The sequence below is a fragment of the Azospirillum thiophilum genome, assembly GCF_001305595.1.
GTDB lineage: Bacteria > Pseudomonadota > Alphaproteobacteria > Azospirillales > Azospirillaceae > Azospirillum > Azospirillum thiophilum.
The window spans coordinates 277,624-299,835 of the sequence record NZ_CP012403.1 but is presented as its reverse complement, the minus strand read 5'-3'; the positions used below and the strand labels follow the sequence as shown (position 1 = coordinate 299,835).

Here is a 22,212-nt window from a genome sequence, read left to right as displayed (position 1 = left end):
TTCTCGCTGGTGGCAGGTGGCTTGCGGTCAGGACACGAACGCCCCGTCCGGTCTTTTGTTCATGAGGCGGCACATCTGCGTCGATCGGCCCCTTGACCTTCCAATCGTTGGAAGCCCCATATCACTCCATGCCGAGACCAGTCGAAGGAGAGCCGGCATGACCACGACCCAGCACAGCGACGCGCCCGCACCTGCGCCCGCGGCGGCGGCACCGCCGACCGATCTCGACCTCGGCGTGTCGGGCATGACCTGCGCCTCCTGCGTCCGCCGGGTGGAGAAGGCGCTGGGCCGGGTGCCGGGCGTCACCGCCGTCTCGGTCAATCTGGCGACCGAGCGGGCACGGCTGACCTTCGCCGGCCAACCCGACATCAAGGCGGCGGTCAGGGCGGCGGCCGAGGCGGTGGAGGCCGCCGGCTTCCATGCCGACCGGCAGGAGTTCGACCTGTCGGTCACCGGCATGACCTGCGCCTCCTGCGCCGGCCGGGTCGAGAAGGCGCTGGGCCGGCTGCCCGGCGTGGAAACGGTGGCGGTCAACCTGGCGACCGAACGCGCCCACATCGTCGCCTTCGCCGGCAGCGTCGACGGCGCCGGCCTGATCGCGGCGGTGGAGAAGGCCGGCTACGGCGCCTCCCCCCTCCGCGAGGGCGGTGAGACTGCCGAGGAGCAGGCGCGGGCCGACCGCGGCCGCCGCGACCTGCAGCATGTGCTGATCGCCGCCGCCCTGTCGCTGCCGCTGCTGGCGGGCATGGCCGGCGACCTGTTCGGGGCCGACTGGATGCTGCCGGGCTGGGTGCAGCTGGTGCTGGCCAGCGTCGTGCAGTTCTGGCTCGGCGCCCGCTTCTACCGGGCCGGCTGGAACGCGTTGCGGGCCGGCGCCGGCAACATGGATCTGCTGGTCGCGCTCGGCACCTCCGCCGCCTGGGGGCTCAGCCTCTACCTGATGCTGACCGCGCATCCCGGACATGAGCCGCATCTGTATTTCGAAGCCTCCGCGGTGCTGATCACCTTCGTCCTGTTCGGCAAATGGCTGGAGGCGCGGGCCAAGGGCCAGACCGCGGCGGCGATCCGCGCGCTGATGGATCTGCGCCCGGCCATCGCCCGGCTGCGCCGCGACGGCGTCGAGACCGAAGTGCCGGTGGAGCGTGTGCGCGTCGGCGACCTCGTGGTCGTCCGCCCGGGCGAGCGGATGCCGGTCGACGGCCGGGTGCGCGAGGGGGCCGGCGGCGTCGATGAGTCGATGCTGACCGGCGAGAGCCTGCCGGTCGACAAGGAGCCGGGCGCCCGCGTCACCGGCGGGTCGATCAACGGCGACGGCCTGCTGGTGGTGGAGACCACGGCGGTCGGCACCGAGACCATGCTGGCGCAGATCGTCCGCATGGTGGAGGGCGCCCAGGCGTCGAAGGCGCCGATCCAGCGGCTGGTCGACCGGGTCAGCGCGGTGTTCGTGCCGGCGGTGCTGGCGGTCGCGGCGCTGACGCTGGCCGGCTGGTGGATCGTCGGCGGCGACCTGGAGACGGCCATCGTCACCGCGGTGTCGGTGCTGGTGATCGCCTGCCCCTGCGCGCTGGGTCTGGCGACGCCGACCGCGATCATGGTCGGCACCGGCGCCGCCGCCCGCCACGGCATCCTGATCAAGGACGCCGAAGCGCTGGAGCGCGCCCACGCCCTGACCGCCGTCGCCTTCGACAAGACCGGCACCCTGACCGAGGGCAAGCCGCGCGTCACCGACCTGATCCCCGCCGAGGGTGTCGACGACGCGTCGCTGCTGCGCCTCGCCGCGGCGCTCCAGTCCGGCAGCGAGCATCCGCTGGCCCAGGCGCTGCGCGACCGGGCCGGGCAGGCCGGAATCGTGCCTGAGCCGGTGACGGAGTTCCGCGCGCTGGCCGGGCGCGGCGTCGCCGGGACGGTGGCGGGCCGCCGCCTGCAGCTCGGCAACGCCCGCGCGGTGGAGGAGGCCGGTCTGTCGCAAGGAGCGCTGGCCGCCCGCGCGGAGGAGCTGGCGGCGAGCGGCCGGACCCTGTCCTGGCTGATGGAGCTTGGCGCCGCCCCGCGCCTGCTCGGCCTCGTCGCCTTCGGCGACACGGTGAAGGACAGCGCGGTCGCCGCGGTCGCATCGCTGAAGGCGCAGGGGGTCGAGCCGGTGATGGTGACCGGCGACGGCTGGGGCGCCGCCCGCTCGGTCGCCGCGGCACTGGGCATCGGGCGGGTGTTCGCGGAGGTGCTGCCGGGCGACAAGGCCGGGGTGATCGCGACGCTCAAGGCGGAGGGGAAGGTGGTCGGCATGGTCGGCGACGGCGTCAACGACGCCCCGGCGCTGGCCGCGGCCGATGTCGGCATCGCCATGGCGACCGGAACCGACGTGGCGATGCACAGTGCCGGTGTCACCCTGATGCGCGGCGACCCGCGTCTGGTGGCCGGCGCCATCGACGTGTCGCGGCGCACATACTCCAAGATCCGGCAGGGGCTGTTCTGGGCCTTCGCCTACAATGTGGTCGGCATTCCGCTGGCGGCGTCCGGCAATCTCAGCCCAGTGTTGGCCGGGGCGGCGATGGCGCTCAGCTCGGTCAGCGTCGTGGTGAACGCCCTGACCCTGCGCGGCTGGGCGCCGCCGCAGGCCAAGCGGGAGGAGGGGCGGGAGGACGCGCGATGAAGGACGCGATGACCATCGGCGACGCCGCGAAGGCGTCGGGCGTGAACGCCAAGCTGATCCGCTACTATGAATCGATCGGCCTGATCCCGGAGGCCGGGCGGACGGCGTCCGGCTATCGCCTATACGGTGCGGCGGACGTGAATGTGCTGCGCTTCGTCAAGCGGGCGCGGACGCTGGGGTTCGGGATCGAGCGCATCCAGAAGCTGGTCGGGCTGTGGCAGGACCGCTCCCGTTGCAGCAAGGAGGTCAAGCGGATCGCCCAGCAGCACATCGACGAGCTGGACGCGAAGATCGCCGAGTTGCAGGCGATGCGCGACACGCTGCACGAGCTGGCCGACGCCTGCCACGGCGACGAGCGTCCGGAATGCCCGATCCTGAAGGATCTGGCGTCTTAAAGGAGGGCATGCCCTCCCGCCGCAACGCTTTCATGCGAAATTGCTGCGCCCGCGCAACGCTTGGCTGCCTCTATGCTCGGGTCCATGCCCGACCTTCCCACTCCGACTCTCGGCTCCCAGCCCGCCGCCGGTCCCGCCGCCAATCCCGCCACCGGCCCCGCCAGGGACGTTTCCGCCGCCGACGGATTGCCCGTTCCGCAACGCTACTGGGCGATGGCGGCGATGACCGTCGCGCTGATCATGGCGGTTCTGGACGGCGTCGTCGCCAACATCGCCCTGCCGACCATCCAGCGTGAATTCGCGGTCGATGCCGCCGGTGCGATCTGGGTGGTCAACGCCTATCAGCTGGCGGTCACCGTCTCGCTGTTCCCGCTGGCCTCGCTGGGCGACATCGTCGGCTACCGCAAGGTCTACTGGTTCGGGCTGGCGATCTTCACGGCGGCCTCGCTCGCCTGCGCCCTGTCGCCCAACCTGGCGACGCTGACCGTCGCCCGCGTGCTCCAGGGCATCGGCGGCGCCGGGATCATGAGCGTCAATCTGGCGCTGGTCCGCCACATCTACCCCTCCACCCATCTGGGGCGCGGCGTCGGCTACAACGCGATGATCGTCGCGGTGTCCTCGGCGGCCGGGCCGACCCTGGCGGCGCTGATCCTGTCCGTCGCCTCCTGGCCCTGGCTGTTCGCGGTCAATGTCCCGCTCGGGCTGGCGGCGCTGGTGGTGGCGGCGCGGGCGATGCCGGCCTCCACCCCCGCCGGGCACCGCTTCGACTGGCTGAGCGCCGCATTGAACGCCGGCATGCTCGGCCTGCTGATCGTCGGTTTCAAGGGGGTGGACGGCAGTCAGCCGGCCTGGCTGGTCGCCGCCGGGCTGGGGGGCGCGCTTGCGCTGGGCGTGATGCTGGTGCGGCGCGAGCTGGCGCAGGCGGCGCCGCTGCTGCCGGTCGACCTGCTGCGCCGTCCGGTCTTCGCCCTGACGGTGGTGACCTCGGTCTGCTCCTTCGCGGCGCAGAACGCCGCCTTCGTGGCGCTGCCCTTCTATTTCGAGGATGTGCTGCACCGCTCGCTTGCCGAATCGGGGCTGCTGATGACCCCCTGGCCGCTGATGGTGGCGCTGATCGCCCCGATCTCCGGCCGGCTGGCCGACCGTTACGAGCCGACGCGGATGGCGGCGGCCGGGCTGGCGCTGTTCGCCGCCGGCCTCGCCCTGATGGCGCTGCTGCCGGCCGATCCGTCGACGCTGGACGTGGCGTGGCGGATGGCGCTGGCCGGCTTCGGCTTCGGCCTGTTCCAGACACCGAACAACAAGGTGCTGGTCAGCAGCGCGCCGAAGGAGCGCAGCGGCGGCGCCAGCGGCATCCAGGCGACCGGCCGGCTGCTGGGCCAGACGCTGGGCGCCGCGGCGGTCGGGCTGGTCTTCACCGCCATGGGCAAGGCGGACGGCACGGTGGCGGTGATGTGGCTGGGGACCGGGCTGTGCGTGCTCGGCTGCCTGACCGGCCTCTTCCGCCGCCGCGCCGCGGCGGCCTGAGCCCCTATTGCCGGTCTGTTACTGCCGGTCCGGGCGGGTCAGGGTCCGCTCGCTGCCATAGGCGAAGGTCGGCGCATGGGCGAGGTCGGCCTGATCCATGTCCAGCGCCGGCCCGTCCGGCCCGTTGGTCAGCGCGCCGAGCGGCACCACCACCAGTTTCTCGCCCAGCCCGAGCACATCGTTCGGCGCCACCACGATCCGGTTCAGCCGGTCGCCCGCCGGATCCGCCCCCTGGTCAGCGGGTTCGGCCAGCGTGAAGTCGAGGATGCGGCCGCCCGGCTGGCCGTCGCGGGTGCGCAGCTCCGTCCCCACCATCGCCCGCGCCTGATCCGGGTTGAGGGCGGCCGGCGGCAGGGCGGCGACCGGCGGCGACCCGGCCGGCGGGGAACCGGCGGCAGCGGCGCCAGTGGGAGCGGTGCCCTGCTGCCCCTCGCGCGACGGCGCCTCCCCGCTGATGCTCGGCGGCGAGACGACGGGGTCGGTGGTCGATTGGTCGTCCGGGCGGGGTGCCGTCATCAGCGGCGGGGCGGCCCCCGGTGCCGCCGCCTCGGGCGCCGGCGCGGGGGTTTGGGCCATGGCGGCACCGGACAGCAGCAGTGCCGCGGCCGGCAGGGCGGTCAGCAGGGGGCGGAGCATCGGGCGAAGAATGGGGCGGAGCATGGCGGGCGACCCTTCCGTTCGGATTCGGTATCGCCCTGTCAACAGTCCAACCGCCCGCAGGTTGCCGACGCGGCCTCTATTCCCTCAGGCCCCGTTGCGCCGCAGCAGGAAGACGCCCTGTTCGCCCAGCAGGTTGGCGAAGCCGGAATGGGCGCGGCTGGTCACCCGGCCGGCGCGGTCGATGATCCGGGTCTGCTCGATGGTGATGCCCATCTCCTCGGTCAGCACGACGAAGTCGCGCAGCGTGCAGAAATGGATGTTGGGCGTCTCCCACCACTGGTAGCCCAGCTTCTCGGTCACCGGCATGCGGCCGGTCAGCATCAGCTGCATGCGGACCCGCCAGTAGCCGAAATTGGGCACCGAGACGATGGCGCGGCGGCCGATGCGGCACATCATCTCCAGCACGTCGCGCGGCTGCCGCATCGCCTGCAGCGTCTGGCCCAGGATGACATAGTCGAAGGCCTCGGCCGGATAATCCTTCAGGTCGGTCTCGGCATCGCCCTGGATCACCGACAGGCCGTGCGCCACGCATTGCCGCACGCCGTCCATGCTGAGCTCGATGCCGCGCGCGTCGACGTTCTTGGTGTGGGCCAGATGGTCCAGCAGGGCGCCGTCGCCGCAGCCGACGTCCAGCACGCGGCTGTTCGGCTCCACCATCTCGGCGATCAGCTTCAGGTCGTCGCGAATGTCCAGCATGGTCGGCCTTGGTCCCGGTCAGCGTGCGCGGCGGCGGACGGACAGGCCGCGATGCTCGGCGCAGCCCTCCAGGAAGCCATGGATCACCTGATGGAACTCCGGCTCGTCCAGCAGGAAGGCGTCGTGGCCCTTGTCGGTCCCGATCTCCACGAAGCTGACATTGGCGGCGACCGCGTTCAGCGCATGCACGATGGCCCGCGATTCGGAGGTCGGGAACAGCCAGTCGCTGGAGAAGCTGGCGAGGCAGAAGCGCACCGGCGTCGTCTTCCCCCCCGGCCGGAAGGCGTTGGCCAGCGACCCGCCCGCATCGGCGGCGAGGTCGAAATAATCCATCGCCCGGGTGATGTAGAGGTAGGAGTTGGCGTCGAACCGCTCGACGAAGGCGGCGCCCTGGTAGCGCAGGTAGCTCTCGACCTGGAAGTCGGCGTCGAAGCCGTAGGTGATCGCCTTGCGGTCCTGCAGGTTGCGGCCGAACTTGCGGTGCAGCGCCGCCTCGGACAGGTAGGTGATGTGCGCGGCCATGCGCGCCACCGCCAGCCCGGCTTCCGGCCGGGTACCCTCCAGCAGATAGCTGCCGCCGCGCCATTCCGGGTCGGCCATGATCGCCTGGCGCCCGACCTCGTGAAAGGCGATGTTCTGCGCCGAATGGCGGGCGGCGGTGGCGATCGGCACCGCGGCGAACACCGATTCGGGGTATGCCACCGCCCATTGCAGCACCTGCATGCCGCCCATCGAGCCGCCGATGACGCAGAACAGCTTGTCGATGCCGAGATGCTCGACCAGCAGCTTCTGCGCCCGCACCATGTCGCCGATGGTGACCACCGGGAAGGACAGGCCATAGGGCAGGCCGGTCGCCGGGTCGGTGTCCTTCGGCCCGCTGCTGCCCAGGCAGCCGCCCAGCACGTTGGAGCAGATGACGAAATAGCGGTCGGTGTCGACCGGCTTGCCGGGGCCGACCAGCATCTCCCACCAGCCGGGCTTGCCGGTGACGGGATGGGTCTCGGCCACGAAATGGTCGCCGGTCAGGGCGTGGCAGACCATGATGGCGTTCGAGCGGTCGGCGTTCAGCGTGCCGTAGGTCTGGTAGGCGATCTGGAAGCCGCCGATCTCGATCCCGCTGTCCAGCCGCATCGGCCGGTCGACGGCCAGCCGCACGCGCCGGCCGGGCTGGACCCGGTCGGCGGCGTCATCCGGAACCTGCCCCTCCGCCTGCGGAGTGGGCTGTTGCGCGGTTGGGTGCGCGGACATCTCGATTCTTGCCTTCGGGCGTTGCTGGCCTTCGGACTCCAGCCGCCGGAGCCCCTGGCTGGGCACCCCCGCGCGAGCTGGGGCGGAACGGGAGCGTATAGCTACGAAGCCGGCCTCCGGAGTGTCAATGTTTTCTTTGATTTCCCGGCGCATGCGGACTACTACTTACCGGCTCTGCTTCCGATGGTTTCGTGATCGATGTCTCCCGCCCGGACCCCGCTCGACGATTTGCGCCGCGAGATCGACCAGATCGACGACGCGATCCATGACCTGCTGATGCGCCGCGCCGCCGTGGTGGAGCGCATCGGGGCGGCGAAGGGCAATGGCGCCGCCGGAAACGGCAACGGCGGGCAGGCGGTCTACCTGCGCCCGGCGCGGGAGGCGACGATCCTGCGTCGCCTGATGGCCCGCCATGCCGGCTCCTTCCCCGCCCAGGTCGTCGTCCGCATCTGGCGCGAGATGATCACCGCCTTCACCCGCATGCAGGGGCCCTTCGCCGTCGCCGTCTATGCGCCGGAGGACCGCCGCGGTTTCTGGGACATCGCCCGCGACCATTTCGGCGGCTTCGTGCCGATGACCGCCGTCAACACCCCGGCCGCCGCGCTCCGCGCCGTGTCGGAGGGGACGGCGACCGTCGCCGTGGTGCCCTATCCGGCCGACGACGATTCGGATCCCTGGTGGCGCTTCCTGGTGTCGGCCGACCCCGGCCGGCCGCAGGTGGTGGCGCGGCTTCCCTTTTGCGGCCGCGGCAACGCCCGCGGCGAGAATCGCGACGCGCTGGCCATCGCCGCCGTCCCGCACGAGCCGACGGGCGACGACCGTTCGCTGCTCAGCATCGAGATCGGCGGCGACCTCAGCCGCGGCCGGTTGAAGGACATGCTGGAGGCCTGCCGCCTGCCGCCGGTCAATTTCTGCACCTGGCATCCCGCCGGCCACGCCACCGGCATGAGCGGCGGCGGGCCGTCGGTCCATCTGGTCGAGATCGCCGATTTCGTCGACCATGGCGACCCCCGTCTGGCCGCGCTGGCCGAGCGGTCGGGCGACATCCCGGTGCGGGTCAACGTCGTCGGCGGCTATGCCGTGCCGCTGCATCTGGGCTGACGCGCCGGGCGGTTCCGCCCCGCCTTGTTCCGCCCCACCTTATCCAAGCCCAACCTTTCCAGCCCAACCTTTTCCAGAAGGTCCGCAAGCCATGACCCAACCGAACGGCCCGCAGCCGCGTCCGGGGATTCTCGACATCGCCGCCTATGTCGGCGGCGAGCATCAGGGTCATATCCGCTTGGCGTCGAACGAGGGCGCGCTGGGGCCGAGCCCGAAGGCGATGGAGGCCTATGCGGCGGCGGCCTCGACCCTGCACCGCTATCCGGACGGCGGCTCGGCCGCCCTGCGCGGGGCGATCGCCAAGCGCTTCAACCTGGACGCCGACCGCATCGTCTGCGGCGCCGGGTCGGACGAGATCATCAGCCTGCTGATCCGCTCCTATGCCGGGCCGGGCGACGAGGTGCTGTATTCGCAGCACGGCTTCCTGATGTATCCGATCGGCGCCAAGTCGGTCGGTGCCACCCCGGTGACCGCGCCGGAGGACGGCTTGACCGCCAGCGTCGACCAGCTGCTGGCCCGCGTCACCCCGCGCACCCGCCTGGTCTTCCTCGCCAACCCGAACAACCCGACCGGCACCTATCTGCCGGCGTCGGAGGTGGCGCGGCTGCATGCCGGCCTGCCGCCGGACGTCGTGCTGGTCATCGACGCGGCCTATGCCGAGTACATGAACAAGGACGACTACACCGCCGGCGAGGAGCTGGTGGAGCGCTTCCCCAACGTGGTGATGACCCGCACCTTCTCGAAGATCTTCGCGCTGGGCTCGCTGCGCATCGGCTGGTGCTACGGCCCGGCCGGGATCGTCGACGTGCTGAACCGGGTGCGCGGCCCCTTCAACGTGTCGACCGCCGCCCATGTCGCCGGGATCGCCGCAGTGGAGGATGCCGAGTTCCTCGACCGCTCGCGCCGCCACAACGAGCAGTGGCGCGGCTGGTTCTGCGAGGCGGTCCAGGGTCTCGGCCTGACCGTGCATCCCAGCGTGACCAACTTCGTGCTGATCGACTTCAAGGGCCAGCCGGCCGGCAAGGACGACGCCGAGGCCGCCCGCCTGTTCCTGAAGGCGCGCGGCATCCTGGTGCGGCAGATGCCCTCCTACGGCCTGCCGAGCTGCCTGCGCGTGACCATCGGCACCGAGGCCGAGATGCGCGCGGTGGTCGATGCGCTGACCGGCTTCCTCAGGGCAACGACGTCAGGTTGACAAGACCGGCTGCAAGCCCTCTCCCCCCGGGGAGAGGGTTGGGTGAGGGGGGTAGCGCGGGCGGAACGCCCGTGCCAGGGGATGGCGAAGGGGCAGTATGCCCCTTGGCGGCGCGCGCCGCGCGCCGGCCTCCGCCTCGCCGTTACGCTTCAGTTTCGGATTGTCCGGACGAATGTTGCCCGGCCCGGCCGCGCCAGTGCGCCCAGTCCTCCCTGGTCAGCCGCCAGATCTCGTGCTCGTCGTAGGCGGGATCGACGAAGGAGGCCGGGGCCACGCCGACCAGGGTCGCGCCGGTGCGCGCCTTGATGTCGTGTGAGCGCCGGTTGCCGACGGCGTTGGTGAAGATCAGCTGGTCGAAGCCCAGGTCCTGGAAGGCGAAATCGGTGACGCGGATGACGGCTTCGGTCATGTAGCCGCGCCCCCAGAAGTCCCGCCCGAGCCAGAAACCCCGATTCTCCGGCCGCCCCTCCCGCCAGAGGTCGATGGCGCCGATCAGCCCGCCCGCGTCCTTGCGATGCAGCCCCCACACCCAGCGGTCCCGCCCCTGGGTTGGAATCACCTGATCGCGGATGAACGCACGGACGCCGCCCGCCGGATAGGGCCAGGGGACGGCGGCCGCCAGGTGCCGGACGACCTCATAGTCGATGAAGTGCCGCTCGTAGGCCTCGACATCCGCCTCGGTGACGCCGCGCAGGAGCAGCCTGTCGGTGGAGAGGTCGGGGATGAGGGGGTGGCTGGGCATCGGATGTCCCTTTCGCGGCGAAGGCCGGGGAGCCGGCCCTTGCTTTCTACCACGCTTCCACGCGACCGCTTTCGACCCGAAGCCGGGCGTCCGGCGCCTCGCAAAGCGATCTCGCGTTGGTCGGCGAGAGCGTTGCCGGAGTCCGCGCGGTGACGGTCGGTCAGGTTGCCCTCGATTGCCCGCGACGACGTGGCGGTCCGCCACCCGGTCCCGCTCATGCCGGTGTTATGATGCCGCGTCGCGCGATGCACCGGGCGAGTGGCCCATGATCCGCTTGAAGGCGCGGCTGAAGGCGGCTTGAGAGCCGTAGCCGAGCCGATGCGCGGCGGCTTCGATCGTCAACCGTTCCTGCCCGATCCACTGGGCGGCCAGCCGCATGCGGAGTTCCGTCACATAGCGGACCGGGGTCACGCCGGTCACCGCCAGGAAGCGCTCTGCGAAAACGGAACGCGAGGCGCCCATCTCCGCGGCCAGTTCCGCCACGGTCCAGTTGCGGCCAGGGTTCCGATGCAGCGCGGAGATGACGCGGCCGAGCCGCGGGTCGCGCAGCGCGTCGATCCAGCCGCGCGCATCACCGCAGCCGCACTCCACCCAGCCGCGCACGATGGAGGCGGACACCACGTCGGCCAGCCGGGCCAGGATACCGGCGTAGCCGGCGCGTTCGGCCCGCGCCTCGCGCTCCATCGCCTCCAGCATCGGCAGCATCTCGGGGTAGCGGTCGAGCAGGGTGCCGACCTGCATCACCTCGGGCATCAGGCCGACCAGCGGCTGCATGGCGCCGAGATCGAACTCCATGCAACCGGTGAAGATGACCGCGTCCTTCGTGCGGCAGCTTTCGGCCGGGCAGGATTCGAGCGCGCTGACGTTGCCGCACAGAGGCGCCGTCGCGAAGCTGGAGACATCGCGGGCCGGCAGCTCCGGCGCCGACAGCAGTTCGTGGGTGCCGCCGCGTGGCAACAGCACCGCATCGCCGGTGCTCAGCATAAAGGTGCCGCTGGCCGGAATCCGCAGAATGACCGGTCCACGGGCGATGAAATGGAATTGCGCCCGCCCCTCCACCGTGCCGAAGCCGATGCCGAAGGGCGGGGCGACCTGCATGCGGCGGTATTGCACGCCGGTGAGCCGCATCCCGAGCAGAAGCTCGCTGACGAGGTCGGTGCCGGAATGGTGGCGGGTCGGGTCAGGCATATCCGGACGAAAGATCAAAAGATACGGACGTTATGACATGGTTCGTCCGGGCGCTCCACCCTATTCTGCATCGCAGCATAACCTTCCAACGAGGACAGACATGATGGGATCTGCGAGGCCGGCCGGTGCCGCGCCGATGGAGCCCGCCTGGGGCGCCGTCTTCTCCCTGACGCTCGGCGTGTTCGGGCTGGTGACGGCGGAGTTTCTGCCGGCCAGCCTGCTGACGCCGATGGCGGCCGACCTGCACATGACCGAGGCGATGGCAGGCCAGGCCGTCACCGCGACCGCCATGGTGGCGCTGGTCGCCAGCCTGCTCATCTCCGCCGCGACCCGCCGGATCGACCGGCGCCATGTGCTGCTCGCCTTTTCAGTGTTGCTCCTGGTGTCCAACCTGATGGTAGCCTTTGCTCCCGACCTGCTGTCCCTGCTGGTCGGGCGGGTGCTGCTGGGGGTGGCGCTCGGTGGCTTCTGGGCCATGTCGGCCGCGATCGCCATGCGGTTGGTGCCGGAGGCGATGATCCCGCGGGCATTGTCGATGATCTTCAGCGGCGTGTCGGCGGCCACGGTCTTCGCGGCGCCGGTCGGAAGCTATCTGGGCGACCTGCTCGGCTGGCGCGCGGTGTTCCTGATGGCCGGCGGTTTGGGGTTCGTGGCGCTGGTGGCGCAGTTCCTGACGCTGCCGCGCATGGCGCCGAACGGCCACACCAGCCTTCGGACGCTGGGCGAGGTGCTGGCGCGGCCGGGCGTCGGATTCGGCATGCTGTCGATCATCCTCGTCTTCACCGGGCATTTCGCACTCTTCACCTATGTCCGGCCTTTCCTGGAGACGGTGACCGGCGTCGGCATCAGCGGCGTGTCGGGCATCCTGTTGGGTTTTGGCGTGGCTAACTTCGCCGGCACCTATCTCGGCGGCGCGCTGCTGGAGCGCAGCATGCGGCTGACCCTGGCCGTCATGCCGCTGACCATGGGGCTCCTCGGGCTCGGGCTGGCTGCGCTCGGCGGCTCGCCGGTCGTTGCGTCGGCGCTGATCGCGCTGTGGGGCGTCGCCTTCGGCGCCGTGCCCGTGGCGTGGTCGACCTGGATCACCCGGACCGTACCGGACGAGGCGGAAAGCGCCGGCGGCCTCTTCGTCGCGGCGGTGCAGCTCGCCATTGCCACCGGCGCGGCAGCGGGGGGCGCCATCTTCGGGATCACCGGCGCCAGCGGGGTCTTCGGCGTCAGCGGCGTCGTGCTGCTGCTGGCGGCGATGGTCGTGCTGGGAGGCGTGCGGACGAGGGCGGTGGCCGTCGCCGCCTGATCCTCTCCGTCAGCGCATCCGCCGCAACGCGGGGCGCCAGGACCGGCCTCGATGGCCGGTCCGCACCGAGGACACTCAAAACCCGACCATCTCCCCTCAAACCCGCCGCAGCCGGCCCAGCAGTTGCGGGTTGTCCCAGGTCGGTTGACGGTCCTCGATCACCACGCGGTGCGGCAGCGGGCTGTCCCGCTCCACCGACAGCTCGACCCAGCGCGGCACCAGCTCGTTGTTGAGGTCGTCCAGCAGGGCCAGCGCCAGCGCCTCCGGCCCGCCGTCGAAGCCGGCGAACCCAGCCAGATAGGCGGCGAAGGACGCAGGCTCCAGCACCAGCCGGTCGGGCACCAGCCGCAGGGTCAGCCGGGTGCCCGGCATCGGCTCGCCGCGCAGCTCCACCAGATAGTCATGGCGGGCGTCGGGCGACGGCAGGGTGCCCAGCAGCTCGCGCCTCATGCCGACACCCCGAGCCCCGCCTTGCCGGCGCGGGTCAGCTTCACCCAGCTGCGGGCGCCGGACTGGAAGGACAGGCCGCCGGTGTAGCCGACGGCGCGCACGCTGTCGGCGAAGACCTGGATCAGCTCCACCCGCAGCTCCGGCGGCAGGGCGGCGTGGCTGCGCAGGATCAGGTCGAAATGGTTGGGGCGGACCAGCCCGTCCAGCTGCATCGGGCCGAACCGGCTGAGATCCAGGTCGATGACGAAGCGGCTGCCCGGCTTCGACCGCTCACCGCCGCCGCTCTCCTCGTCCTCCTTCAGCGGGTGGACGTGCAGCTTGATCGGCCTCGGCCCGTTGGCGTCCATCAGCGGGATGGTGTAGGAGCGCCAGTCGCCCGGCAGCGGCTCGGCGGCCTCGCGGCGCAGCTCGCCGAAATCCTTCTCCAGCCGCTCCAGCAGGTCGCGCCGCCCCGCCTTGTCCAGCGCCGAGGACGCCTCGTCGCCCAGCCAGCCCTGGGCATCGCCGCCGCGCATCGCCGCCAGGAAGAAGCCCAGCGCCGCCGTCAGCTTGCGGTTGGGCTGCGGCATGGTCGCCTGCATCGATTTGGCCAGCGCCGGGTCGGCCGCCGCCAGCGTCGCCATCAGCTGCCGCATCGCCGGCCAGTCGCGCTCGCCCAGCGGCCCCGGCGGGCCGGGCGAGGTGGTCGCCGCCGCCTGGGTCGCTGCTTGCGCCCGGTCGGTCAGCGCCGCGGTGACGGTGGCGCCCTGCGGCAGGCTGGCCGCCACGTTCAGCGCCAGCATGCCCTGTTTGGTCGCGAGAATGGGCTGGCCCTGCGGCGTGCTGCCGGCCACCGTGCCGCGCAGCACCCGCGCGTCGGGTGGCGCATCGGGCGCCGCATCGGGTTGGGCAGCGGACCCGTCCGCGGCCGGCGGCTGGCCGCCGCCTGTCTGGTTGCCGCCCTGGCCGCCGCGGCCGGCTTCCTGCGGATCGCCGGGCGGACGGGGCTGTTGCGGCGGCAGGGTCACGGTCAGGATCTTCAGCGCCACCGTGGCGCCGCGCGGCAGGTCGGGCGGTTCCGCCGGCTCGCCGGAGGGCCGGGTCGGGGTCTCGGCGCCGGGGTGGGCCGCATCGCCGCCCAGCTCGACCGGCGTGCCGAAGGTCGCGCTGCCCGGTCCCGGCATCGCCCCGGCCATTGGACCAGCCGGAGCTGCGGCCGGCGCCTCAGGCCGGGCGCCCCCGGCGGGAGCCGTGCCGGCAGGAGAGGGCGCGGTCGGCGGCTGGGCCTGGCTGCCGGCGGCGGGTGTTCCTGCCGGCATCGGTGCCGGCGGTTTGGCGCCCGATCCGCTGGCCAGCACCAGCGCCGGCACCACCGTCCCCGGCAGCAGCGGCGGCAGGCTGGACGGCGTGGGCGAGGGGGGGACGGCCGGCAGCAGGACGGCAGGAGGCGTCGGCCCGGTCGCCGCTCCGGGCGCCGCTCCGGGCGTTGCCCCGCTCGCCGCACCACTGCCGGCGCCGGCCGGGGTCGCCAGTGCCTGGAGCAGGATCAGCGCCAGCGGCTTGGCCTGACCGGCGGCGGGGGAGGTGGAGGTGGCGGGGGTGAGCTGCACCGTCACCGGCTTGTCGGCCGGCAGCTCCGCCGCGCTGTCGAGCAGCAGTTCCCCGGCGGATGTCCGGATGCGGGTCAGCCCCTCGGGCGTCTGGCCGGCGACGGTGCCGGTCAGCACCACCGGGCGGGTGACCTCCGGCAGCCGGTCGGGCAGCTGCACGACCGTCGCCTCGGCCGTCACCGGGGCAGGCGCGGCCGGGGCCGCCGCGGCGGTGGCGGCGGCGGGGCTGACCGACGGTGGGATCGACCCGCCCATCGGTGCCCCGTTACTTGGCGTTGGCCAGCAGCCGCTGCACGATCGCCTCGACGTCGCGGGCCGCGTCGCTGGAGGGCGAGCGGGTCAGCAGCGGGGTCTGGTTGCGGATGGCGTCGCGCACCTTCAGGTCGCGGCGGATGATGCCGGCCAGCGCCGGCTTGTATTTCAGGAAATTCTGGCAGGCTTTCAGGATGGTGCCGTAGGTCCGCTCGCCGTCCTTCACGCTCTGCGCCATGTTGACCACGATCCGCAGGTCGGCGGACGGGTTGGTGGCGTGGGTCAGCTTGATGAAGGCGTAGGCGTCGGTCAGCGAGGTCGGCTCGTCCGTCGTCACCACCAGCGTCGTCCCGGCCGGTCCCGACAAAGTGCGCACGGTGCGGTCGACGCCGGCCCCCATGTCCATCACCACCCGGTCATAGCTCCGGGCCAGCTCCAGCAGGTCGTTGCGCAAAGACGACAGCCGCTGGCTCGGCAACTGGGCCAGCGTGCCCGACCCCGACCGGCCGGCGATGATGTCGAATCCGGTGTCGGGGAAGCGCTGCGCCGCCTTGGCCAGCGTCACCTCGCCGTTGATGACGGCGCCCAAATCGTTCCTGGGCGAGAATCCGAGTTGGATGTCGACGTTGGCGAGGCCGAGGTCGCCGTCGAACAGCAGGGTGTTGAGCCCCGCCTTGGTCAGGGCGTGGCTGAGCGTGATCGAGAACCACGTCTTGCCGACGCCGCCCTTTCCGCTGGCCACGGCGATGACGTTGGCGCCGCGCAGCGGGCGAACGTTCTTGAGGGCGGCCGGGAACACCGGATCGGTCATGGCAGGGTCCTCGACGAGGGGGAACTGGCGGCTTTTTTGGCCTTGGTTGCGGGTTTTGCGGGTTTGGCCGCTGCGGCGGCCCGGCGTGGCGGTGGTGGTGGCGGAGATGGTGGCGCCAGTTCCTCGGGCTCCATCTCCGGATCGTGACCATGACGGCGGCCCTGACGGCGGCCATGACCGTAATCGTCGTCATGACGATCGTCATGCCCGCCGTCATGATCCTGCTGATGGTCCTCGTCATGAGCCCCGCCATGTTCCTCGTCCCAGGCGGCGCGCCTGGGCGCGCTGCGCGTGGCGGGCTGCTTCACGGCGGGTGCCTTCTCCTCGGGCGGGATCATCATGCGGGCGAGCGCCAGCGGGTTCAGCGCGGTCAGCCCCTCCGCCACCTTGGACGAGACGCTGGCGTCGCAGAAGGACAGCCGGGCGCGGGCGGCGACCGCCAGCAGGCTGCCCAGCCGGCGGGCCATGTCCAGCCGGGTGACCAGCATCCGCCGCACGCCGACCGCCTTGAAGGCCAGCGCCATGTCGGCGGCCTCCAGCGCGTCGAGCCCGGCGGGCAGCACCAGCACCGGCTCCACCTCGCCGACGCTCAGCAGGCCGCGGAGATCCTGCATGTCCCGGTTGTCGTAGGGGTTGCGGCCGGCGGTGTCGACCAGCACCAGATCGGTCCGGCGATGGACCTCGTAGGCGCCGGCCAGCGCGTCGGGATCCTCCACCGTCGCCAGCTTCAGCTTCATCAGCCGGGTGAAGGCGGCGAGCTGGTCGATGCCGCCGGCCCGCACGGTGTCGGTGGTGATGACGCCGACCGAGCATTTCCGGAACACGGCCCGGGCCGCCAGCTTGGCGGCGATCAGCGTCTTGCCGGATCCCGGCGGGCCGACCAGCACCAGCGGCCTCACCTGGCTGCGGCCGTCCGGCAGCGGCTTGAAGGCGAAGATGGAATCGAGCGCCGAGCCCAGCGCCAGCCGCGGATCCTCGGTGTCGAGGCCGGATGCCGCGTCGATCAGCTGTTCGGCCAACGCGGCGGGGACGCCATGGCGCTGCAGCGCGTCGGCCACCACCTCGCCGACGTCGATCTCGGGCTCGACCGGCTGCGGCGGCGCCTTGGCCCGGCCGCCGCGGCCGCCGCCCCGGTCGCCGGAGGCGGAGGCCGCCGGCAGATCATCCTCTTCCACCGCCGCCGTGACGCGCACGCCGCCGCCTTCCTCCTCGCGCGTGGCGACGATGATGGCGTCGTCGCCCAGCGACTGGCGCACCATCCGCATGGCGTCGGACATGGTCCGGGCGTGGAAGGACTTCAGCCGCATCGGCGGAGCCTTCCGTCAGCCGGAGGAGGAGGGACGGCGCGCGTCATCAGATCTGCCCCAGGGTCTTGATGCGCGCCTTCGGGTGGATCTCGTTCTGCGACATGACCACGGTCGCCGGCCGGAACCGCTCGACGATGGAGCGGACGAAGGGCCGGATCAGCGGGCTGGTCAACAGAACGGGGCTCTCGCCCATCATGGCATGACGCTCGAAGGTTTGGCGGACGGAGGTGATGAACTGCTGCAGACGGGAGGGCGCCATCGTCAGCTGCCGGTCGTCCCCGTCGCCCACCAGCGATTCGGCGAACCCCTGTTCCCATTCGGGCGACAGGGTGACGAGCGGGATGAAGCCCATCTCGTTGGTGTTCGCGTCGCAAATCTGCCGGGCAAGGCGCGAGCGCACATGTTCGGTGATCTGGGTGATGCTGCGGGTCTGGCTGGTCGCTTCGGATACCCCTTCCAATATCGTGGGAAGATCCCGGATCGAGACGCGTTCGGCAAGGAGATTCTGCAACACCCGTTGCAAACCGCCCACAGTGATCTGTCCGGGCACCACGTCGGCGATCAGCTTCTGGTGTTCCTTGTCGGTCTCGTCCAGCAGCTTCTGCGTCTCGGTGAAGGACAGCAGCTCGGGCATGTTGTCCTTGATCAGCTCGGTCAGGTGGGTGGTCACCACGGTCGACGGGTCGACCACGGTGTAGCCCTTGAACAGCGCCTCCTCGCGATAGCCGGGCTCGATCCAGATGGCGGGCAGGCCGAAGGTCGGCTCCACCGTCTGCTCGCCGGGCAGGCTCATGGCGTCGCCGCGCGGGTCCATCACCAGCAGCATGTTGGGCCGGATGTCGCCGCGCCCGGCCTCGATCTCCTTGACGCGGATGATGTAGGTGTTGGGCGGAAGCTGCAGGTTGTCCTGGATGCGCACCGCCGGCATGACGAATCCGACCTCGCCGGCGATCTGCCGGCGCAGCCCCTTGATCTGGTCGGTCAGCCGGTGGCTGCCGGCCTGCGGCTGGTTGATCAGCGACAAGAGGCCGTAGCCCAGCTCCAGCCGGATCAGGTCGATGGACAGCGCGGTGGAGATCGGCTCGTCCGGGGCCGGGCCGCCGCCGGGCATGCCGCCGGGGCCGCCGGTCGCGGCGGCCTCCTCGGCGGCTGCGGCCTCCTCGGCATCCTTCTTGGCACGCAGGCGAGGCATGTACCAGGCGGCGGCGCCGACGATGGCGATGACCGGGGCCAGCGTCAGGATCGGCATGCCCGGCAGCAGGGCCAGCACGCCGATGGCGCCGGCCGACAGGGCCAGCGCCTGGCTGTGGCCGGTCAGCTGGCCGACGACCGCCTTGTCGGTCGAGCCGCCCATGCCGGCCTTGGACACCAGGAAGCCGGCGGAGATCGAGATCACCAGTGCCGGGATCTGCGACACCAGACCGTCGCCGATGGTCAGCTTGGTGAAGGTGTCGAGCGCCTGCATCACCGGCATGTCGTGGCGCAGCACCGCGATGGTGACGCCGCCGATGATGTTGATGAACATGATCATCAGGCCGGCGACCGCGTCGCCCTTCACGAACTTCGACGCACCGTCCATCGAGCCGAAGAAGGCGCTTTCGTCCTCCAGCTCCTTGCGCCGGGCCCGCGCGGTGCCCTCGTCGATCATGCCGGCCGACAGGTCGGCGTCGATCGCCATCTGCTTGCCGGGCATGGCGTCCAGCGTGAAGCGCGCCGCCACTTCGGCGATGCGGCCCGAACCGGCGGTGATGACCTTGAAGTTCACGATGGTCAGGATGGCGTAGATGATCACGCCGATGACGAAGTCGCCGCCCATCACCAGATTGGCGAAGGCCTCGATGACATGGCCGGCGGCCGACGTTCCCTCGTGCCCCTGGGTCAGGATCAGGCGGGTCGAGGCCATGTTCAGCGACAGGCGCAGCAGCGTGGTGATCAGCAGGATCGTCGGGTAGGAGGACAGCTCCAGCGGCTTCTCGATGAACAGCACCACCATCAGGATCAGGATGGAGACGGTGATGCTCAGCCCCAGCATCATGTCGAGCATGACGCTGGGCAGCGGCATGATCAGCCCGACCACGACGATCAGGATGCCAATCGCCATCGCCACGTCGCCGCGCTTCAGCGACGCCTTGACGACCGCCCACATCTCGCCGAAGGCGGCCATGTTGCCGGGACCGCCGCCCCCGCCTCCACCCGCATTATGCTCGGTCAGCGCCATGTCTGCTCCCGCCGCTTAGGGGCCCGGTCCCGGACGAAGCCGTCAGGCGGTCGCCCGTTCTTCGTTGCCCGGGGCGGTCACGCTGCGGCCCTCGTCGCCATACTGCTTGAGCTTGTTGCGCAGCGTGCGGATCGAGATGCCCAGGATGTTGGCGGCATGGGTGCGGTTGCCCAGGCAATGGGTCAGCGTCTCCAGGATCAGGTCGCGCTCGACATCGGCCACCGTGCGGCCGATCAGCGCCGCCAGCCCGGCGCCGGACGTGCCGGCATTGGCCGCCGCCGCGGCGCCGCTGTTGGCCGCCATGCCGTAGGGTCCGGCCTTGCCGCCCTTGGGCGGGCCGTAGCTGGTCGGCAGCGGGCCCGTCGGCTGCATGGACATCGGAGCGGAGGGATGCTGGCCCGAAGAGTGGGGCTGGGCGGCCGGGACGGTGCCGCCGGGGCCGGCGAACGGGTTGGCGACCGGTGAGTTGGCGGGGATCGAGGCCTGGACGCCGCCTTCCGGCGCCAGCATCTTGCTGGTCAGCATGATCGCCTCCGGCCCGACCTCCTCGCCGCGCGACAGCAGGACGGCGCGGTGCATGGTGTTTTCCAGCTCGCGCACGTTGCCGCGCCAATGGTGGGCCTGCAGCATCTGCATGGCGTCGTCGGTCAGGCGCTTGTCGCCCAGCCCGTTGGCCTCCGCGTATTTCCTCAGGAAATGCTCGGCGATCATCGGGATGTCGGCCGGGCGCTCGCGCAGCGCCGGGATCGCCACGGCGAACACGTTCAGGCGGAAATACAGATCCTCGCGGAAGTTGCCGGCGCTGACCTCCGCCTCCAGGTTGCGGTTGGAGGTGGCGATCAGGCGGACATTGATCTTCACCGGCTGGCTGGAGCCGATGCGGTCGATCTCCTTCTCCTGGATGGCGCGCAGCAGCTTGGCCTGCAGCCTGGGATGCATCTCCGACAGCTCGTCCAGCAGCAGGGTGCCGTTGTTGGCCTCCTCGAACTTGCCGAGCCGGCGGGCGACGGCGCCGGTGAAGGCGCCCTTCTCGTGGCCGAACAGCTCCGATTCCAGCAAATTCTCCGGGATGGCGGCGCAGTTCACCGCGACGAAGGACTCGTTGGACCGCCGGCTCTTGCGGTGGATGAAGCGGGCCATCAGCTCCTTGCCGGTGCCGCTCTCGCCGGTGATCATCACCGAGGCGTCGCTCGGCGCCACCTGCTCGGCCAGCCGCAGCGTCGCCAGCATCGCCGGGTCGCTGCAGACGATGGAGTGGCTCTCCTCCGCCACCGCCTCCAGCACCGCGGCGATCAGCTCGGCGTTGGGGGGCAGCGGCAGATACTCCTTGGCGCCGGCGCGGATGGCGCGCACCGCGGCGGCCGCGTCGGTGCCGATGCCGCAGGCCACCACCGGGATGGTGATCCGCTCCGCCTTCAGGCTGTCGATGAAGGTCGCGATGTCCAGCTTGACGTCGATCATCACCAGATCGGCGCCGGCGGCGGCACGCAACGCGTTCAGCGCCCCTTCGATGCTGTCGGTGTGCGACACCTTGGCCCCGCGCTTCATGGCGATCTTGCCGGCGGCGGTGATGTAGCCTTCCAACGTTCCAACGATCAGCAGACGCATAGCCTTACGCTCCCACTCTCGGGGCTTCCCGGTCGAAATACTGGATCCGCTTTCCAGGCGGCAGGACGGCGTTCAGGAGCATCTCCAGACGCCGCGGATTCTCCTGGCGCGCGATGGATACGGCGCCGATGGTGTAGAGGGTCTTGACCAGCGCGTCCTCCTCCGCCGCCCGCTCGACCTTGGCGGCGAGCGGGGCGAGGACGACGTTGCCGAGCACGGCCCCGTAGAAGGTCGTCAGCAGCGCCAGCGCCATCGCCGGGCCGATGGCCGACGGGTCGCTCAGGCTGCCCAGCATCTGCACCAGGCCGACCAGCGTGCCGATCAGCCCCATGGCCGGCGCCACCTCCGACGCGCGGCGCAGCACGCCGGCGCTCTTGCCGTGGCCGCCGGCGGTGGCCTCGACCTCGCCGACCAGCATCCGCTCGATGGCGTCGGGCGGCAGCCCTTCGGTGATCAGGGTGACGCTGCGGTGGAGGAAGGGCTCGGCGCGCAGTTCCGGCAGGACGTTGCGCAGCGTCTCCGGCCCGGCCCGCCGCGCCGCCTCGGCCAGCAGCAGCACCTGCCGCGCCACGCCCTTGGGGTCGAGCGTCTGGTGGACCAGCACCGCCGCGGCACTCCTCCAGGCGATCGCCACGTCGCCCAGCGAGAAGGACGCGGTGGTGACCGCCAGCGTGCCGCCCAGCACGATCAGCAGCGACGGCGGGTCGAGGAAGGCGCGGGCCGAGCCGCCGGTGGTGATCGCCAGCAGGATCACCCCCGCCGCCGCGGCCAGCCCGACCAGCGTCGCCACGTCCAGCCCGCCGCGCAGCCGCACGCCGCGCCCGGCCGAGGCCGGCGGCTCGGCCGCCGCCGCCTGACGGGCGCCGCCGGCAGCGCCGCCGGGGGCACCGCCGGGGACTACCGCCTTGGCGCGGGGAGTGGCCGGGTCGGAGGAGATCGCCATCAGCCCCGGTCCGACTTGATGATTTCCGTCATGGTCACGCCCAGCCGGTCCTCCACCACCACCACCTCGCCGCGGGCGACCAGGCGGTTGTTCACGTAGATGTCGATGGCCTCGCCGACCTTGCGGTCGAGTTCGACCACGGCGCCGCGGCCGAGCTTCAGCAGCTGCGCCACCTGCATGGTCGATTTGCCCAGCACGGCCGAGATCTGGACCGGGATGTCGTACACCGCCTCCAGATCCTTGGCGATCCCGGGGCTGGCGTAGTCGTCGCCGCTGCTGTTCAGGTCGTTCAGCGAGAAATTGTCGCTCGGCATGACGGTCTCGAACCTCCTTCA

General features: G+C 71.2%; 19 protein-coding genes. 6 read left to right on the top strand and 13 right to left on the bottom strand.

The window, feature by feature from the left end; translation table 11 throughout:
* The first annotated feature begins 157 nt into the window (after positions 1-157).
* The 3 genes from AL072_RS20555 (at position 158) to AL072_RS20545 (ending at position 4,572) form a co-directional block, all read left to right on the top strand.
* Complete coding sequence (locus AL072_RS20555) at positions 158-2,650, top strand: heavy metal translocating P-type ATPase (RefSeq protein WP_045584101.1); 2,493 nt, start codon at positions 158-160, stop codon at positions 2,648-2,650.
* Positions 2,647-3,045 (top strand): Cu(I)-responsive transcriptional regulator, encoded by a 399-nt coding sequence (gene cueR, locus AL072_RS20550; protein WP_425388608.1) that lies wholly within the window; start codon positions 2,647-2,649, stop codon positions 3,043-3,045. Before AL072_RS20555 ends, cueR begins: the two co-directional genes overlap by 4 nt.
* 84 nt (positions 3,046-3,129) lie before the next feature.
* Positions 3,130-4,572, top strand: a complete 1,443-nt coding sequence (locus tag AL072_RS20545; protein WP_245636954.1) for an MFS transporter — start codon at positions 3,130-3,132, stop codon at positions 4,570-4,572.
* 18 nt (positions 4,573-4,590) lie between these two features.
* On the opposite strand, the gene AL072_RS20540 is transcribed toward AL072_RS20545, so the two are convergent.
* The 3 genes from AL072_RS20540 to metX form a co-directional block, all read right to left on the bottom strand.
* Positions 4,591-5,232 carry a PRC-barrel domain containing protein gene (locus AL072_RS20540; protein WP_245636953.1) on the bottom strand — a complete coding sequence of 214 codons (642 nt, stop codon included), beginning with the start codon at positions 5,230-5,232 and terminating at the stop codon, positions 4,591-4,593.
* Between the two features lie 84 nt (positions 5,233-5,316).
* Positions 5,317-5,928 (bottom strand): methionine biosynthesis protein MetW, encoded by a 612-nt coding sequence (gene metW / locus AL072_RS20535; protein ID WP_045584099.1) that lies wholly within the window; start codon positions 5,926-5,928, stop codon positions 5,317-5,319.
* An 18-nt stretch (positions 5,929-5,946) separates the two neighbouring features.
* The gene (gene metX / locus AL072_RS20530) at positions 5,947-7,176 is read right to left on the bottom strand and encodes a homoserine O-acetyltransferase MetX (protein ID WP_045584098.1); all 1,230 of its coding nucleotides are present in this window, start codon (positions 7,174-7,176) and stop codon (positions 5,947-5,949) included.
* A 198-nt stretch (positions 7,177-7,374) separates the two neighbouring features.
* Here metX and AL072_RS20525 point away from each other — a divergent pair, with 198 nt between their 5' ends.
* Together AL072_RS20525 and hisC are read left to right on the top strand one after the other, a co-directional pair.
* On the top strand, positions 7,375-8,277 hold the full coding sequence (locus AL072_RS20525) for a chorismate mutase (protein WP_045584097.1): 903 nt from the start codon (positions 7,375-7,377) through the stop codon (positions 8,275-8,277).
* 91 nt (positions 8,278-8,368) lie between these two features.
* Positions 8,369-9,472 carry a histidinol-phosphate transaminase gene (hisC, locus tag AL072_RS20520; protein WP_045584096.1) on the top strand — a complete coding sequence of 368 codons (1,104 nt, stop codon included), beginning with the start codon at positions 8,369-8,371 and terminating at the stop codon, positions 9,470-9,472.
* Between the two features lie 142 nt (positions 9,473-9,614).
* Here the strand turns inward: hisC and AL072_RS20515 are convergent, their stop codons facing one another.
* Together AL072_RS20515 and AL072_RS20510 are read right to left on the bottom strand one after the other, a co-directional pair.
* Entirely contained in the window at positions 9,615-10,214 is a 600-nt protein-coding gene (locus AL072_RS20515; RefSeq protein WP_045584095.1) for a GNAT family N-acetyltransferase, read from the bottom strand.
* A gap of 225 nt (positions 10,215-10,439) precedes the next feature.
* Positions 10,440-11,402, bottom strand: coding sequence for an AraC family transcriptional regulator (locus AL072_RS20510; protein WP_045584094.1), 963 nt, complete (start codon positions 11,400-11,402; stop codon positions 10,440-10,442).
* Positions 11,403-11,502: 100 nt separating this feature from the next.
* Here AL072_RS20510 and AL072_RS20505 point away from each other — a divergent pair, with 100 nt between their 5' ends.
* A complete protein-coding gene (locus AL072_RS20505) occupies positions 11,503-12,699 on the top strand; it encodes an MFS transporter (protein ID WP_200909898.1) in 1,197 nt (398 codons plus the stop codon).
* Between the two features lie 96 nt (positions 12,700-12,795).
* On the opposite strand, the gene AL072_RS20500 is transcribed toward AL072_RS20505, so the two are convergent.
* From AL072_RS20500 to fliN, 8 genes are read right to left on the bottom strand one after another with little or no spacing between them, the layout of a single operon-like run.
* Positions 12,796-13,149, bottom strand: coding sequence for a hypothetical protein (locus AL072_RS20500; protein ID WP_045584093.1), 354 nt, complete (start codon positions 13,147-13,149; stop codon positions 12,796-12,798).
* Positions 13,146-14,993 carry a hypothetical protein gene (locus tag AL072_RS20495; protein WP_045584092.1) on the bottom strand — a complete coding sequence of 616 codons (1,848 nt, stop codon included), beginning with the start codon at positions 14,991-14,993 and terminating at the stop codon, positions 13,146-13,148. The genes AL072_RS20500 and AL072_RS20495 overlap by 4 nt, the downstream gene beginning before the upstream one ends.
* Positions 14,994-15,003: 10 nt before the next feature.
* Positions 15,004-15,801 (bottom strand): MinD/ParA family protein, encoded by a 798-nt coding sequence (locus AL072_RS20490; RefSeq protein ID WP_045584091.1) that lies wholly within the window; start codon positions 15,799-15,801, stop codon positions 15,004-15,006.
* Complete coding sequence (locus AL072_RS20485) at positions 15,798-17,108, bottom strand: flagellar biosynthesis protein FlhF (protein ID WP_045584090.1); 1,311 nt, start codon at positions 17,106-17,108, stop codon at positions 15,798-15,800. The genes AL072_RS20490 and AL072_RS20485 overlap by 4 nt, the downstream gene beginning before the upstream one ends.
* Positions 17,109-17,154: 46 nt before the next feature.
* A complete protein-coding gene (gene flhA / locus AL072_RS20480; protein WP_144428320.1) occupies positions 17,155-19,326 on the bottom strand; it encodes a flagellar biosynthesis protein FlhA in 2,172 nt (723 codons plus the stop codon).
* A 42-nt stretch (positions 19,327-19,368) separates the two neighbouring features.
* Positions 19,369-20,934, bottom strand: a complete 1,566-nt coding sequence (locus AL072_RS20475; protein ID WP_045584089.1) for a sigma-54-dependent transcriptional regulator — start codon at positions 20,932-20,934, stop codon at positions 19,369-19,371.
* Between the two features lie 4 nt (positions 20,935-20,938).
* Positions 20,939-21,877: a motility protein A gene (locus AL072_RS20470; protein ID WP_082109170.1), complete on the bottom strand. Its 939-nt coding sequence runs from the start codon at positions 21,875-21,877 to the stop codon at positions 20,939-20,941.
* A complete protein-coding gene (fliN, locus tag AL072_RS20465; RefSeq protein ID WP_045584088.1) occupies positions 21,877-22,191 on the bottom strand; it encodes a flagellar motor switch protein FliN in 315 nt (104 codons plus the stop codon). Before fliN ends, AL072_RS20470 begins: the two co-directional genes overlap by 1 nt.
* Between the last annotated feature and the right edge of the window lie 21 nt (positions 22,192-22,212).